At 45.6% G+C, this 15,242-nt stretch carries 16 protein-coding genes; 14 read left to right on the forward strand and 2 right to left on the reverse strand.

All coding sequences use genetic code 11. The annotated features are described in order from the left end of the window. Window positions 1–7: 7 nt before the first annotated feature. From E4K68_RS16620 to E4K68_RS16660, 9 genes are read left to right on the forward strand one after another with little or no spacing between them, the layout of a single operon-like run. A complete protein-coding gene (locus E4K68_RS16620) occupies window positions 8–451 on the forward strand; it encodes an MSMEG_0567/Sll0786 family nitrogen starvation N-acetyltransferase (RefSeq protein ID WP_135380042.1) in 444 nt (147 codons plus the stop codon). Between the two features lie 27 nt (window positions 452–478). Beyond that, window positions 479–1,444 carry a sll0787 family AIR synthase-like protein gene (locus E4K68_RS16625; protein WP_135380043.1) on the forward strand — a complete coding sequence of 322 codons (966 nt, stop codon included), beginning with the start codon at window positions 479–481 and terminating at the stop codon, window positions 1,442–1,444. A gap of 15 nt (window positions 1,445–1,459) precedes the next feature. Next, window positions 1,460–2,914: an FAD-binding oxidoreductase gene (locus tag E4K68_RS16630; protein WP_135380044.1), complete on the forward strand. Its 1,455-nt coding sequence runs from the start codon at window positions 1,460–1,462 to the stop codon at window positions 2,912–2,914. Window positions 2,915–2,926: 12 nt separating this feature from the next. Beyond that, complete coding sequence (locus tag E4K68_RS16635; RefSeq protein ID WP_135380045.1) at window positions 2,927–4,072, forward strand: (Fe-S)-binding protein; 1,146 nt, start codon at window positions 2,927–2,929, stop codon at window positions 4,070–4,072. After that, entirely contained in the window at window positions 4,065–4,478 is a 414-nt protein-coding gene (locus E4K68_RS16640; RefSeq protein WP_135380046.1) for an OsmC family protein, read from the forward strand. Before E4K68_RS16635 ends, E4K68_RS16640 begins: the two co-directional genes overlap by 8 nt. Before the next feature lie 45 nt (window positions 4,479–4,523). Next, window positions 4,524–5,483 carry a carbamate kinase gene (gene arcC / locus E4K68_RS16645; RefSeq protein WP_135380047.1) on the forward strand — a complete coding sequence of 320 codons (960 nt, stop codon included), beginning with the start codon at window positions 4,524–4,526 and terminating at the stop codon, window positions 5,481–5,483. 19 nt (window positions 5,484–5,502) lie between these two features. Further along, window positions 5,503–6,924 (forward strand): DUF1116 domain-containing protein, encoded by a 1,422-nt coding sequence (locus E4K68_RS16650; RefSeq protein ID WP_135380048.1) that lies wholly within the window; start codon window positions 5,503–5,505, stop codon window positions 6,922–6,924. Between the two features lie 11 nt (window positions 6,925–6,935). Further along, a complete protein-coding gene (fdrA, locus tag E4K68_RS16655; protein WP_135380049.1) occupies window positions 6,936–8,513 on the forward strand; it encodes an acyl-CoA synthetase FdrA in 1,578 nt (525 codons plus the stop codon). Window positions 8,514–8,525: 12 nt separating this feature from the next. Next, window positions 8,526–9,710 carry an MSMEG_0565 family glycosyltransferase gene (locus E4K68_RS16660; RefSeq protein WP_135380050.1) on the forward strand — a complete coding sequence of 395 codons (1,185 nt, stop codon included), beginning with the start codon at window positions 8,526–8,528 and terminating at the stop codon, window positions 9,708–9,710. Here E4K68_RS16660 and E4K68_RS16665 read toward each other — a convergent pair. After that, window positions 9,707–10,678 (reverse strand): DUF2877 domain-containing protein, encoded by a 972-nt coding sequence (locus E4K68_RS16665; RefSeq protein ID WP_135380051.1) that lies wholly within the window; start codon window positions 10,676–10,678, stop codon window positions 9,707–9,709. The genes E4K68_RS16660 and E4K68_RS16665 overlap by 4 nt on opposite strands. 152 nt (window positions 10,679–10,830) lie before the next feature. On the opposite strand from E4K68_RS16665, the gene E4K68_RS16670 reads away from it, so the two are divergent. From E4K68_RS16670 to E4K68_RS16695, 5 genes are all read left to right on the forward strand, one after another. Next, window positions 10,831–11,046, forward strand: coding sequence for a hypothetical protein (locus E4K68_RS16670; RefSeq protein ID WP_135380052.1), 216 nt, complete (start codon window positions 10,831–10,833; stop codon window positions 11,044–11,046). A gap of 125 nt (window positions 11,047–11,171) precedes the next feature. Continuing rightward, window positions 11,172–11,849, forward strand: coding sequence for an N-acyl homoserine lactonase family protein (locus E4K68_RS16680; RefSeq protein ID WP_243450413.1), 678 nt, complete (start codon window positions 11,172–11,174; stop codon window positions 11,847–11,849). Window positions 11,850–11,867: 18 nt separating this feature from the next. Beyond that, the gene (locus E4K68_RS16685) at window positions 11,868–12,953 is read left to right on the forward strand and encodes an ABC transporter substrate-binding protein (protein ID WP_135380053.1); all 1,086 of its coding nucleotides are present in this window, start codon (window positions 11,868–11,870) and stop codon (window positions 12,951–12,953) included. A gap of 31 nt (window positions 12,954–12,984) precedes the next feature. Further along, window positions 12,985–13,833 (forward strand): ABC transporter permease, encoded by an 849-nt coding sequence (locus E4K68_RS16690; RefSeq protein WP_135380054.1) that lies wholly within the window; start codon window positions 12,985–12,987, stop codon window positions 13,831–13,833. Then, a complete protein-coding gene (locus tag E4K68_RS16695) occupies window positions 13,827–14,543 on the forward strand; it encodes an ABC transporter ATP-binding protein (RefSeq protein ID WP_243450418.1) in 717 nt (238 codons plus the stop codon). Before E4K68_RS16690 ends, E4K68_RS16695 begins: the two co-directional genes overlap by 7 nt. Window positions 14,544–14,742: 199 nt before the next feature. Here E4K68_RS16695 and E4K68_RS16700 read toward each other — a convergent pair whose 3' ends face one another. Continuing rightward, window positions 14,743–15,162: a VOC family protein gene (locus tag E4K68_RS16700; RefSeq protein ID WP_135380056.1), complete on the reverse strand. Its 420-nt coding sequence runs from the start codon at window positions 15,160–15,162 to the stop codon at window positions 14,743–14,745. Between the last annotated feature and the right edge of the window lie 80 nt (window positions 15,163–15,242).

Genomic DNA, 15,242 nt, shown 5'->3' on the forward strand with positions numbered 1-15,242 from the left:
GGGTACCATGGCAAAGTTTGTGCTTAAAGTTGCCGAGAGCGAGGATGAACTGAGACAGTATAATTCTGTACGAAGAGAAGTTTTCGTACATGAACAAGGTATTTTTGAGGAAAAAGATGTTGATGAACACGATACTGTAGCATTACCGATCATTGGTTTGGATACTGCGAGTGAGCAGGTTGTCGGAGTGGTACGATGCTATCCTTTAGGAAATGGTGATTGGATGGGTGGACGACTTGCCGTTTTACCTGCCTTTCGCGGGCGATTAGGTGCACTCTTGGTACGCAAAGCAATGGAAGAGGTGCAAAGTCGTGGCTGTCGAAATTTTTATGCCCATATTCAAGAGCAAAACGTTATGTTTTTCCAAAGGCTAGGCTGGTCACTAACTGGGAAAAGTTCTGTATTCAGCAATGTTGTCCACTATGACATGGAAGTGGTTTTTGATAATTGAAAGTAATCAGCATGGAAGGATGAGAGTATGTCTTGGCTCAATGATCTTGTCGAGAATTGGCTTGCGACTGGCGCTTTACATCAGAAGCAGGATATCCAGACCGTCTCAAATAGCTTACCGCTTAACCCTTTGGTGGATGGGCAACCTGTCTTATTAGGGGATGACGCGGCCGCTATCACTGTGGATGGGGGTTATCTGCTTTTAGCGGCCGAGGGAGTGTGGCCACCCTTGTTACGAGCCAATCCTAAATTAGCTGGTAGGTGCTGCGTCTTAACCAATGTTAGCGATATATATGCTATGGGCGGCCGTCCTACGGCAGTTGTGGATGTTCTATTTGCCTCGGACGACGAACTCGCTTCGCAGGTGCTCAGTGGGATGCAGGAAAATGCAGAGCGTTTCGGGGTACCCATCGTTGGCGGGCATTATACCAAGAACAGAGATACCTCAGCTTTGGCTGTAGCGATACTAGGTCAGGCCAAAAGGTTACTTACGAGTCATACAGCCCGACCGGGTGATCAACTTATGCTTGTTTGCAAACTAGAGGGAAGGTTGCACGATACCTTTGATTTTTGGGATTGTTCGAGCATGTGTTCACCGGAGCAACTGAGATCTGATTTGGAGTTACTCCCACTTATAGCGGAAACTGGTCTTTGTGATACGGCTAAAGATGTAAGTATGGCGGGAATTCTGGGGACAACCATCATGCTGTTAGAGACTTCAGGATATGGAGCTAGGGTAAGCTTGGACGAGATTCCTTGTCCACTCGGAGTAAATATCGAAAGGTGGTTGCGTGCCTTTCCGAGTTACGGCTTTATCTTATCTGTACGTCCACAGCAGGTTAACAATGTTCGATTAATATTTGAGGAGCGCGGTTTATGCTGTGCTTCATATGCAACCGTTCTAGAGGGCCCAGCTGTGACTGTGCACGGTCGCGGAGAAAGTAAGGTTATCTGGGATTTAAAAACACCTTTAATGGGTTTTGTCCAATCCTGAGATTTGAGGTGAAGTATGAATAAAGCATTAGAACAGCAATTGGTTGAGCTTCTAGGCTTAGATTCGGTGTCAACTGCTGACATTGAACGAATGCAATATGCCCATGATATGGCCCCAGTGCCGAGAATTTTAGGGTTAGTCTGGAAGTTCATGCCGGATGCGGTTGTACGACCGAGTTCTGCACAGCAGTTACAGCAACTAATGAAATTTGCTACTAAAAATTCTGTGCCAGTAGTTCCCCGAGGTCGATCTACGACCATGATGGGTGGCGCTTATCCAATTTATGGTGGGATATCTGTCGACATGACAGCTCGTCGAGGTATCGTCGAGCTAAATGAGTCTGCTTTAACTATTAAAGTAAAGTCTGGAACGTACTGGGAAACTGTGCTAAAATTCCTTGAAAAACGAGGGCTTACTTTGTATTGTTACCCGACCAGTGCTCCATCCTCTACTATAGGAGGTTGGATGGGCAATAGCGGAGTTGGGCTTGGCAAAGGTGGGTTGGGCATTGGTTCCTCCCAATATGGCTATGCGGCTGAAACGGTAGTTGATCTCAGCGTGGTTTTGCCAACAGGAGAATATCTAGAATCGATAGCAGCGACGCACCTAAAGGTCAAAGATTTCATAGGAAGTGATGGTGTCCTGGGTATCATGGATACAATTACTTTAAAGGTTCGTAAACTTCCGGCACGGCAGGAACCCTTTAGCTTTAATTTTAAGGATATCGAGAAGCTATGCTCAGCAGTAGAAGAGATCGCCTCACTTAAACCCTTCTTCCTGCTTATTGAAGACGAGGTTATGCTTGACTTCAAGAAACTAGCAGGGCTTCATGTGCCACAGGCTCAGAATTTGTTAACAATCATATTTGAGGGTGACGGAGCTCCATTAGAATCGAATATCCAAAAGATGCGCAAGATTATTGGTGTCTATGGAGGTCAGGAATTATCTAAAGAGATTGCTGAGCAAGAGTGGCAGGGACGTTATTATGCCATGCGTCATAAGAAAGCGGGACCAAACCTCTTAGGGGGAGAATTCAGTGCACCTATAAGTAGTTTGAAAGAGGTCATCAGACGAGTCAAGAAACTGGGAACCGCGAAAAATATCCAAATTGCCATACATGGTACGCTTGGGGTAAACGAGGTACTAGTCATGCCCCAAGTACTCAGTGATGAACGGAAAAAATTCCGTTACCTAACCATGATGTCTTTGGTCAAAGAATTAAATGACCTTAGCATTAAGTTAGGTGGTATACCGTATGGAGTAGGTTTATTCAATGCTTTTTACGCCAAAGAGATCCATGGAGCAAAATTGGCCGAACTGGTTCGGCTTAAAAAAATACTTGATCCACGAAATATTATGAACCCCGGCAAGGCTACTCATTGCTCGACCAGATTTAGGATAACTCTTCCTAAGTTTGCTTACGGCATGGGTATGCGGGGGTTAGGCCTTTTTGTAAAGCACGGCAGATAGGGGGAGAACGATTTGCTTCAAGAAAGATTACGGGCAATTGAACACAATATCTATACCTGTGCACAGTGTGCATTTTGTACTGCTACTTGCCCAGTTGCTGAACAAAAAGGGTGGGAGACGTATGGACCGCGGGGGAAAATGTATCTTTTAAAACTTTTAATTCAAAATGATATTCAGGCCAACGAGGAGATTAAAGAACGCTTCTATGCCTGTACCACGTGTAGCCGTTGCGCTAAAGTCTGCCAGACAGACTTGGAACTCGTGGAAATCTGGGAAGACGTGCGTTCTTGGCTTGTTGAAGATAATCTAGGTCCCTTAGAAGTGCACAGGGGAATAGAGGCATCTGTGGCCCAAAGCCACAATACGTACCGTGAATCTGCCGCCAAGAGAGATGCTTGGGCAGGCGATTTAAAATTGAATAGAAAGGGTAAGATTGCATTTTTTGTCGGTTGTACCTCGTCCTATAGAATGCAGCAACTTGCTCAAGATACGATGAAGATTCTACAATCCATGGGCGAAGAGATTGCGGTTTTGGGCGAAGATGAATGGTGCTGTGGTTCAGTGTTATTGAGGACAGGTCAACGACGGCAAATCAAAGAAATTGTCGAGCATAATGTCAAAGCTCTGAAAAACACCGGGGCTGAAATTGTAGTTGCCTCGTGCACGGGATGCTTTAAGACCATAAGTGGCGATTATCCGCCGATCTACGGGAGCGAACTGCCGTTTAAGATGATGCACATTTCACTGTATCTAGCTCAGCAAATCGAAAGCGGCAAGCTCAAATTTACGAAATCAATCAATGAAAAAGTAACTTATCATGATCCTTGTCACCTTGGGCTACACGCAGGGGAATATGAGGCTCCCCGAGCTATTCTAAAGGCAATTCCAGGTTTGGAACTGATTGAGATGGATAATATTCGTGAGGAATCGCGCTGCTGTGGAGCCGGAGGCGGTCTCAAGGCAGGTATGCCTGATGTTGCCTTAGCAATTGGACAAGTTCGGGTTGATGAAGCGGAAGAAACTGGGGCGAGCATTCTAGCGAGCTGCTGTCCATTCTGTAAAACAAATTTATCCCAAGCTATTGAAGCCGGGAACAAAAACTTAGTGCAAAAAGACATCACGGCGCTGGTCGTAGAGGCGATGGGTCTTGATGCTTAGGGAAGAACAACCGGTGCAGGTAAAGGCGATATGGCAGCAAGGGTACCAAGTCGAACTAAAAGCCAGGGAGCATATCTTTATCGTCGATGAACCGACGGATTCGGGCGGTCTAGATCATGGCCCGATGCCTACGGAACTTTTATTGGCCTCTCTGGCGTCATGTCTTACCTTAGCCATTCGTCATGTGTGCCTGAAGAAGCGTCTAGAACTTTTGCAACTTCAGGTTGATGTGCAAGGTGGATTCGACCGCACCAGCTTTAAGTGCGTACAATTAATGGCTGAAGTGACTTCAAGTCTTGCCCCAAAGCTTTTAAAGCAAATAGTGGACAAAGCAATAAAATACTGTTATGTAAGCAACACATTATATGACGGTTGTCAGATTTCATATAGGATTAACAATAATTAACGGATCAAATTATTTAAAAGCTATACCCAAAAAGGAGGCATAATCTTGGCGAATAGTCCAAAAAAGATAGCCGTAGTAGCGTTCGGGGGGAACGCATTATCACCTGAAATGCAAAAAGGAAGTTTTGAAGAACAGCAAGCGAATGCCGATGCTGCTTCCGAGGCAATCCTGGGAATTGCGTGCAGTGGTTATGAAGTTATTTTAGTGCATGGCAATGGACCACAGGTCGGGCAATTATTAGCTCAAAACGAGGAGTCAGCTGCCAAAATACCAATGCTGCCCTTGGATGCCTGCGTAGCAGCGACTCAGGGGACGATTGGTTTCATTCTAACAACCGCTTTACGGCAGACCTGTAAACGGCTCGGGATCGACAAAGATACGGTCACGGTGTTGACTAATGTTGCCGTTGACCCGGCCGATCAAGCCTTTCAAAATCCCACGAAACCGATTGGCGGATTTATGTCAGCGGAAAGAGCTCAGGAAATGAAAGAAAACAAGGGCTGGAAGATTATTGAGGACAGCGGCCGCGGATATCGCAGGGTGGTTCCATCGCCCGAGCCTAGGAGAATTATGGAAAGTAAAGCAATTCGCGAACTTGCTCTGGCTGGCTATATTGTAATGGCCTGTGGTGGGGGTGGAATTCCCGTTGCGAAGGTTAACGATCGATTTACGGGACTAGAAGCGGTAATCGATAAGGATTTGGCCTCCAGCCTGCTGGCAGCAGAAGTTGGCGCAGATCTCTATATTGTGCTTACAGGAGTACCACAAGTTGCCATTAACTTTGGCAAACCGAACATGCAATTGTTAGAAAAGATCACCGTGTCAGAGGCGGAAAAATATATGTCCGAAGGGCATTTTCCACCGGGCAGTATGGGGCCAAAGATTAGTGCGGCCTTAAAGTTTATTTCCTGCAGTGCGAAAGAGGTCTTAATCACTACAGCAGAAAAGCTGGAGGCTGCTTTAGAAGGACAAAGCGGTACTTACATTGTTCCTGATGCAAAATGATCGTAAGGAGGAATAATTAATGGCTACCTATGAGTTGTTTTCTCAAAAATTAAAGACGGTTAACATAGGGTTACCTTCCTTTGGTGAAGACTTAATAACCCAGGAAGTGGAAACAGTTTTAGTCGATTGGCAAATCCCAGCAGGGGGTAGTACCGAATTGGTGAATGCCCTTAAAGTTATCGAGAATGCCGAAGTAGAAGAAGCAAACAAACTGACAGTAGAAAGAATGCTCAGCGGGGAACCTGTTCTGATTGGTATGGAGCGGGCACAGGATGTAATTCTCGGAATGGGCCCCCGGAGTATCTTTCATTCTGGTCCACCATTAACTTGGGAACGGATGTGCCCAGGGGTACAGCGTGCGGTACTGGGAGCTATCATTTTCGAAGGATGGGCCAAGGATCGGGAGTCCGCACTAGAGGTCGTAAAGAATAATGAAGTGGAATTTTCCCCGAATCACTTCCATGGCGCTGTGGGACCTATGACAGGTATTATTTCCCCATCGATGCCTGTATGGGTAGTTGAAAATCGTACATTTGGCAATCGAGCTTATTCCACCCTGAATGAGGGTAAAGGAGTAACCCTGTGGTATGGTGATTTCGATGATAGCACGATTGAAAAGCTTAACTGGTTTAGAGAGGTATTTGGACCCAGTGTGAAAAAGGCCTTAGACAAACAAAGTGGCACTATTAATCCTTTTAATCTGGTTGCTCAAGGGTTGTCAATGGGGGACGAAGTTCACGTACGTTGCCAAGCAACGACCGCCTTGCTCATTAAGGAACTTGTTCCGCTTTTAGCCGACGCTGGAGTCGAAGGTTCAGATATAGCAGCAATGGTGCGTTTCATGGCTAGGAATAACACCTTTAGCTTGAATCTCGCAATGGCCGCATGTAAGTCCGTAATGGATGCAGCTCATGGTGTGCCGAATAGCACGATTGTAACGGCCATGACTCGTAACGGTACCGATTTTGGCCTCAGGGTTGGTGGATTAGGTGATCAATGGTTTATCACAGATGCTCCTGCTTTAGAAGAATGCCTCTATTACGCTGGCTTCAGTGTTGAAGACGCAGTGGCTGATATTGGAGACAGCTCTATTATTGAAACCACCGGTTTTGGTGGGATGACCTTCGCGAGTGCACCAACCATTGCTTCTTTTGTTGGAGGCGGTGTTAAAGACGCTATCGAATTGAATAAACAGATGGCTTCCATAACCTATGGTAAAAATAAAAACTTTGCTATTCCAAACATGGATTTTGCCGGTTCACCTACGGGGTTGGATATTCGTAAAGTTGTAGGCTCGCGGATTGTACCGATTATTGATACTGGAGTCATTCATAAGGATGCAGGTATCGGGCAAATTGGGGCCGGCGTGGCACATGCTCCGATAAACGTTTTTGAACAGGCAGTGCTGGCTATGGCCAAAACGATGTCTACGAAACAATAAGGGGTGGCAACATGAGTGTTAAAAATTTAATTAAAACAAATAGTTATCAAGACTCTGTGCGTTTGATGCGAATTTCTGGGCAATTGAAGAAAGTAGCTGGGGTTGTGAACGCCTCAGTGATGATGGCTACCGATGCAAATAAGCGTGTTTTGGAAATGGCAGGTTTACTAGGCCCTGAGGCAGCTGCGGCTGGAGCCAACGACTTGGTCATCGCAGTTGATGCGAATACAGCCGAGGCGATCGACGAAGCGATCCAAGCGGCTGAAAATGCTTTGGTGGAATCCTCTAGCGGAGGATCGGTTGAAGTCCAGAAGGCTAAGAGCTTAGAACTAGCTCTCGAAGAAATGCCGAGCGCAAACATGGTCACGATATCGGTTCCAGGTGCGTTTGCTAAAATCGAGGTAGCTAAAGCGCTATCTAAGGGTTTGAATGTTTTTCTCTTCAGTGACAATGTCACGATTGAGGAAGAGGTTGAACTGAAAAAAATGGCCCTTGATAAAGGTCTGCTCATGATGGGGCCGGATTGCGGCACATCGATTATTAATGGTGCATGTCTAGGTTTTGCTAATGTAATCAACCGTGGCAATATCGGAATCGTTGGTGCTTCCGGTACAGGTGTCCAGGAAGTGACCTGTCAGATTGAACGCTGGGGTGGCGGCTGTTCTCAGGTTATCGGAGTCGGAGGACGTGACTTAAAGGAAAAAGTAGGCGGACTTATGTTCCTAGAAGTTATGCGCAAACTGGACGAAGATCCAGCTACAGAAGTCATCGTCTTGATCTCTAAACCACCGGCCCCATCCGTTATGACCAAAGTACGTGAAACGCTTAGCCAACTGAAGAAACCAGTGGTTGTCAACCTCTTAGGAGGAGAACCGCCAGCTAATCCAGTTCCTAATGAACATTTTGCTGGAACGTTGGAAGAAGCAGCAGCCATGGCTGTAGCTCTGGCCAATGGCACAAATCCGCTTGCTTGGCTCGATGACGTAGCCAAAGTGGAAATGGATATCGTAATGAAAGCAGAGGATATATCTTATAGCTTTAGCCCTGAACAAAAATATGTGCGTGGGTTATTTTCAGGCGGCACTTTATGCTATGAGGCTATGCTTCTCATGCAAAAGGTCATTGGCCCCATTAACTCCAATGTGCCATTGAAACCAGATCAAAAACTGGCTGATTCTCTTATTAGTGTGGGAAATACTTGTATCGATCTAGGCGAAGACGAGTTTACAGTCGGACGGCCGCACCCGATGATTGATTTTCAATTACGCAACGAATGCATTTTAATCGAAGCTGCTAAACCTGAAACCGCGGTTATTTTACTTGATGTCGTATTAGGTTATGGATCGAATGCCGACCCTGCAGCAGAATTAGTGCCGGTCATTAACGAAGCTCGTTCCAAAGCCCGGGAGAGTGGGCGTAACCTGCAATTTGTAACTTATGTATGTGGGACAGATAAAGATCCACAAGGAATGGAAGAGCAAGTTGAGAAACTTCGGGAGTGTTGCGCGGTGGTGCTTCCTACGAACGCTCACGCTGCATTGTTGGCGGCTTACATTGTAGGCAGAGTAGCCAAAGACGCATCACGCTAGGAGGAAAGTCCAATGCTAAAGATTGCGATCCTCACTTATTCGACCAAACCGCGCGGCGGTGTTGTACATTCCCTTTGCTTGGCTGAGAATCTGGCAAGACGCGGGCACGAGGTACGCATCATAGCCTTGGATAAAAAAGAGGGGAGCGGATTTTTCCGCACCCCGGAGGTACCCTGTGATATTATTCCGTTTGGTTCTCTACCTGAAAATGATTTTGATGCCAAGATAGCTGCCTACATCCAAACCTATACTGACTATTTTGTGGCAGGCAATGCGAAGGGGTTTGACATCTACCATGCAGAGGACTGTATTTCTGCGAACGCCCTGGTTAATTGGCGCCAAAGCGGGGCTGATTTCCCTTTAGTACGTACGGTACATCATTTGGATGATTTCACGTCCCCTGTCTTGGTCAACTGCCAAAATAAGTCTGTTCTTAGTCCAGATTGCCATATCGCAGTAAGCGAATATTGGCAGAAACGACTGGCTGCGGAATATGGCGTGAATGCCCGGGTGATACACAATGGTTTAGATACTAAACGATTTACCCCTGCGAAAAAAGGAGTAAATCCTAAAAAGAAATTTGGGTTGGCTAACAAGTTGGTCTTTTTGACCATTGGCGGGATTGAACCCCGCAAAAATACAAAGAAGCTGCTTGCGGCCTTCGTCCATGTGCGCAAGTATTTCGCAGAATCAGGGAAGCAGGCTGTCTTAGTGATTGGCGGTGGTCAGACCCTGTTTGATTATCGAGATTACCGCCAGGAATTTTTCCAAATGGTTGAAGATTATGACCTCAAAATGGGGGAAGACGTCATCAATCTTGGCGTATTAAAAGAAGAGGAAGTTCCTTTGCTTTATCAGGCAGCAGACTGTTTTGCCTTCCCGTCCGCACAAGAAGGATGGGGCTTGGTGGCCTTGGAAGCCCTTTTGTCGGGTATTCCGACCGTGGTATCAGAAATACCCGTCTTTCATGAATTTCTCACGCCAGGGAAAGACGCTTTGTTCATAGAACCGGACAATGTTCAGCAGTTCGCGGCAGCTATGATCGAGACTATCGTCAATAGGGAACAGCGACGTGGTCTGATTAGCGGAGGGCTCTTGGCGGCCTACAACTTTAGTTGGGAGGATACGGCACGCAAGCATGAACAGTTCTATCTAGAAATTCTAGAAGGGCGGAAAAGCAATATGCCCGATGGTTAACCGCCTGTACCAAGGACGCAGCCGGAGTATAAACTGGCGCCGGACATAATGCCGAGGAGTTGATCAAAACCTGAACTGGCTCCAACAGCTGATAAGTCCACGGCCGCCTGGATAAGGGAACTCTTGGTTTGGGTAGCGCAAAATAAAGCGACTACCATATTTTCCATCAGTTCGCTACCCGTTTCCCTGGCTGCGAATAAAAGCATCTGGTAACTTAAATCGTTCGTAAGTCCAGGGGCTAGTCCGATCACCGTGTTACTCAGTTCGTTTTGAGCTAACGTAAAGGATTCCGGTAATAATTTGGCGGCAGCAGCTAAACTCAGCAAGAGTCCAGCCAAGTAATCGTCACCGGATGGGGTAAGTCCAGGCCCTAGTCCAATGAGAGATGATGCAGATTCTTTGATGCTCGTTCTATCGGCTGTGCGTAAGGCGGGTAACAGGCTATTAATAGCTTGTCCGGCTAGAAATGTCACAGGATCTGTGTTTGAAGGTGGCAAATAAGTTCCACTTCTTAAGGATTCAAGGTGAGGAAAGAGTTTAGTTAGGCCGGAAGACGTTGAGTTTGTTAGGTTTACCCATCTTCCCACTTCCACTAGATTCGCTTTTATCTGACTAAGGGGGAGCGGAGCCCCAAAATGGGCTATGGGAGACTCCCATAAGGTTGCATTCTTTAAGGATACTGAGAGACTCCCGATGTTAAGCATCGTGAGATCTGAATCTAAGCGTACTAAGGTTCCAGGTTCAATACCATAGTGGGTAAAGTCGGAAGTGACTGGAAGACTGGTGACGATATTAGCTGGGCCATTACTGACATCAACTCGTGAAATACTTGATAAGTTACCGTCTGGCCAGACAATGTTAATCACCCGCCGAAATACAGTATGGACTTTACCCTTTTTCATATCGCCGTTTAGGCTTCGAAATGCCGACGGTCCAATGCTCACAGCCTTCAGAGGATTGAGAAACACGTCTACACCTTCCTTACGTTCTAATCAACTTCAGAAAATGGAAAAAAATTTACATGAAGTAATTTCTTCTATGGTACGCCTTTTATAGTCAACGGGCAACTCCAAGTTTGATAACTAAAAGGAGATTAAGCCACTCGTAGAGATAAGAGATTATGCAGTGGTCGTTGGAACCTGCCCAGATAGATGGACTTGGCAGCAGCCAAAGCAATTTCTACTGTGTTTGTAACAAGCGGGCTGATGTTGATCTTTTCGAAATTACCGAATCCTTCGCAGCGCAGAGGTCAGCGGTAGGTATAGAGTTGAATTTGGATTGGCAAAAAGTCTGTGCATGGAGGTACTTTGGCATATGGTCATTCCTTGGGAGCTAGTGAAGCAATTCAGTTAGTCCGTCTCATTCATGCCTTGCATCGATACGGTGGACGATATGGAATCGCGAGCTGTTGAGCAGGGGGGAGTTAGCGCAGCAATCCTGGTTGAGAGGTGTTGACAGACCTTGCCTAGTTATCTGAAGTTATCTGTAATTCCCTTGAATTGTGGCAAGCTGCATATGGAACGAAGTCGTTTTAACGGTAGACCCAACGATTCGATCCTAGAACTGCCGGTATTTTGCTTTCTTATCCTTCATTCCCAAGGGTGTATGTTATTTGATACGGGTCTGCCCGCGGAACTCTGGTCAGGTAGGTCTAGTATGGAATTGAACCCTGGACTGATTGCCACGCACGGGAGCAGCGGCGGACTAGTGAGGGAAATTGAAGGCCAGGGCTACTCTCTCGAGGATATATCTATAATTGTTAATTCACACACCCATCTCGATCATGCTGGGGGGAATAACCTAGTTGCTAGAGCGCGCTGTTACGTGCAAGATGGGGAAGACGTCAAGGGGGATTACGATTTATTTGGAGATGGGTCAATCCATTTGCTGACAACACCGGGACATTCCACTAATCATCAATCGATGCTGGTGAGAGGGAGGAACAGGCAGGTTCTATTAACTGGGGACGCTTGTTTTCGACCCGCTAATTTAATTGATCTTAAGCCACCGCTGATTCTGGAGAACAGAGAACAAGCCTTGCGGTCCTTGAAAAGACTGAGAGATATAAGTAAAGCAAGTGCGACTGTTGTTTTAACGAGCCATGACCCGTTAGCTACAGGGGAGAAGATTGTACTTTAGAAATTGGGGGAATATGAGATGAAAGTGAAAAAACTTTGGCAAGTAACTCTAACATTCGTTTTAGTTACTTTGGTGCTCAGTGGTTGTACGCCCCAAAAACAGGCAGCGCAAACAGAACCAAAAACACAACCAGGTACCATTCACTTCGTTCAAACGAATGCAGCGAATATGTTAACACAGTTGAAGACAGGTGAAATTGATGCCTTCGTGGCTTGGGAACCTGTCAATGCTCAAGCCGTGACAGAAGGAACTGGCCGTTATCTCGTTCAATCAGGGACTTTGGCACCTAATCATCCCTGTAGTATTCTGGCTGTGGCAGGGACTGAAGGGGACGAGGATTTGGCTCTCGCTTTAACTTGGGGCAATGTTCAAGCAGTCAACTTCATTAATAATAAGGACAACCAGGAAAAGCTGATTAAATATGCGATGGATTTTTCAGGCAGGGATCGCAAGGCTGTTGTCGAAGGGTTGGCTCACACTAAATATGTAAGCTTTCCGGACCTTCAGCAGTTCGAGGCATTCTACCGTGGCTTGCGTCAAAATGGTTCCTTGATAAAGGATTCAAAGACCTTGGGTTATCAGGATGATCATGCCTTTTTCCAAGATTTCTTGAATAGCAAATATATCGATCGTGTTAACGCAGAGTTGAAAGAAGATCCATCTTGGATCCCCCCAGCAGTTAATAGCAATCGCCAAGTCATCCTAGGTTATGTCAATCAAGACATGCATCAAATTCAAGGCTATATTGCAGCCCAAGAAGGCTATTATAGCAAGGTTGGGCTGGTGCCTGGGCGTAATCTGCAACTCAAAGGTTATGCTAACGGAGTTGCAGTAATGGAAGCCTTCAAAGTAAAAGAGTTGACAGCATCTTATCTCGGCGGAGCGCCAGCCGTATTGAGACGGCTTAATGATGGAATTGCAATCCGGGCCATCGGTGGCTCTAACAATGAGGGTTCCGCGATTGTAGTAGGTAAGAATTCGCCAATTCAGTCCGTTAGTGATTTAGCAGATAAGACAGTGGCAATTCCCGGCTTGGGGACAGTACAGGGGTATATTTTGGATCTGGCAGCACGCCAGAATAATTTGCGCTTACAAGCAAAGTAAGTACGTGGTTAGTTATAAAGGAGAAAATACTATGAGTCGGCTTACTACGGATCAGAGCACTAAGACTGAATCAAGTATAATCCGGCGAAGTTGGCAAGGCGGACTACATGTCAAGTTACCGGGTTGGGAAAGGTTAGCATCGGGGTTGGTTGGCTTGTTCGTCTGGCAGACCTTTGCTAGCCTTGAAGTCGTTACATCACCCTACATATTGTGGCAAAAATTTATTAATCTATTGATTAAGGGTGATCCGCTTTACAATTTGACATTGATCCAAATGATTTGGACTAGCCTTGCGACCCTCCTTGTAGGGGCAGGATTAGCTTTTGCTATTGCTATTCCATTGGGAATCATGTTGGGCTATTTTCGTGGCTTGAATCGTTTTTTAGGATTATACATCAGTTTATGCCGACCGATTCCTCCGATGGCCTGGATTCCCGTAGGGTATATTTTATTTGCACAACTGCCACGACCAACACTTTGGGTACAAATAATGGTGGTTTTTGTGGGATCTTTTTTTCCGTGTTTTAACGCAACTGCCCATGCAGTCCAAAGCGCTGACCCCGTCCTTATTGAAGCAGCTCAGACACTTGGTGCGAGACGCCAAAGTCAGATTCTCGTTAAAGTACTGCTACCGTCTGTCGTACCTGCTGTAATTTCCGGCGTTCGGAGCGGTCTTGGCGTAGGATGGATGTGTATTATCGGCGCGGAGTTTGTCGGCGGTCGAATGGGGATAGGGGCTTATATCTGGTCGGTTTATAATATCGGGGGTAGGATGAGCGAAATTATGATTGCTATCTTATCCGTTGGCCTCATCGGATATCTAATGAATGAGGGGATAAATCTTATTGGGCGGAGGATAGCACGTTGGTACTCATGGTAGAAAATGTGGATAAAGAAATTAATGGGGAAAATGTGTTGGAGGGAATCTCCTTTAGTCTGGAGGAGGGAGATTTCGCCTGCTTAACTGGACCTAGCGGCTGTGGCAAGACAACATTACTACGCCTTGTCGCTGGTCTTATCCAACCCTCGTTCGGCCGTATTTGCTTGAATGGTAGTCTAGCTGGAACGAAACCGGATAGCGGTTATGTCTTTCAAGAAGGAGCTCTCTTTCCCTGGCTAACCGTTACGCAAAACGTCACTTTCAGTCTAAAATTACGGGGAATATCCCCAAAAGAAACGAGAGATTTAGTTCAAGACGTTCTCAATTTAGTTGAGCTTAGCGGTTTTGAAGATTATTATCCAAAGGAACTTTCCGGAGGTATGCGCATGCGGGTTGCCTTAGCAAGAGTTCTGGTATACCAGCCGAAGCTAATTCTTATGGATGAACCGTTTGCCGCATTGGATTCTCGTACCCGGAATAAATTACAGAGCGATATGGTCGCATTATGGCAGCGACTAAAACCAACAATTCTTATGGTGACACACAATATCGATGAGGCAGTCTATTTAAGCAACAAAATTATCGTTCTCTCTGGACGACCGGGTCGGATACTAGAGCAGATTAATGTTGCGATGGATCGGCCGCGTGAACGAACAGAAAGACCGTTTAGTCTAATTAGAAAGCAGGTTTTATCTTTGTTAGGGGAATAAGAGGTAGCAGGAGTCTTAAGGCAGTTAGTCTAGAGCATCAAAGGAAGTGACGTTGCTTCTGCAATCGTGCGGAAATGACGATAAAATCAAGCAATTGAGCAACAGCAAAACCCAGAAACTGAATATTGTACTGGTAAATACTAAGAAATAAACACATCTTCCCTTTTTGGAAAGATGTGTTTATTTCAATAGTGGCCTTTTACTTTGCTTTACATGAAACCATCCATATTACACCGAATTTATCAACAAATTTACTAAATAAAGGGCTAAAGAACGTTTCTTGCAATTCCATCTCGATCTTGCCACCTTCAGATAGTGCTTCAAAGGTTGCCTTTGTTTCATCTTTAGTATCAAATTCTAAAGAAAACGAAATATTATCTCCAACATTATAGGGTGAATTAGGAAAAGTGTCTGAGAAACGAATGACATGACCGTTCTTTCTTAATTCTGCATGCATAACGAGGTTTTTAACATTCTCAGGTACAGGATAAGCTGGATTTGGTGGTGCGTCGCCAAAATGCATTATTTGACTTTCTCCACCAAGAACTTTCTGATAGAATTTTACGGCTTCTTCACAATTCCCGTTAAATGCAAGATAGGGTACTAACCAATCATTCATGGTAAAGCCTTCTTCCTCTATTTAATGTTGATATTATGTACGATATTCACTTGATTAGACATTCTATAGTTAAAAGATAG

The sequence above is a fragment of the Desulfosporosinus sp. Sb-LF genome, from assembly GCF_004766055.1.
GTDB lineage: Bacteria > Bacillota > Desulfitobacteriia > Desulfitobacteriales > Desulfitobacteriaceae > Desulfosporosinus.